This is a genomic window from Idiomarina sp. Sol25 (assembly GCF_033052775.1).
Taxonomy (GTDB): domain Bacteria; phylum Pseudomonadota; class Gammaproteobacteria; order Enterobacterales; family Alteromonadaceae; genus Idiomarina.
Genome location: NZ_JAUPEW010000121.1, coordinates 1 through 271 on the forward strand (window position 1 = coordinate 1; position 271 = coordinate 271).

Consider the following 271-nt stretch of genomic DNA (forward strand, 5'->3'; position numbering starts at 1 on the left):
GATTTGTCCGCATCTCCGCCAACAACGACCGGTCATCACTTGTCATCGAAGACGACGGCGAGGGGATCGCGCCGATCTACCTATCGCGCGTTATCGAGCGCGGTGCCCGCCTCGATGAGCGAGGAGGAGCCGCAGGCCTTGGTCTTGCGATCGTCCAAGACGTCCTCGACGCGTACGAGTGGGGATTGGAACTCTCGCGATCGGACCTCGGCGGGTTGAAGGCGACGATCGCTCCGCGGCATCCGGATGTGAGCGCGATGCCCTTGAGGTC

The 271-nt window shown here is 63.5% G+C and carries 1 protein-coding gene; it reads left to right on the plus strand.

What is annotated here, in order from left to right:
* The coding region (locus Q5L94_RS13710) for an ATP-binding protein (RefSeq protein WP_411161946.1) at positions 1-271 on the plus strand (271 nt) is incomplete at both ends.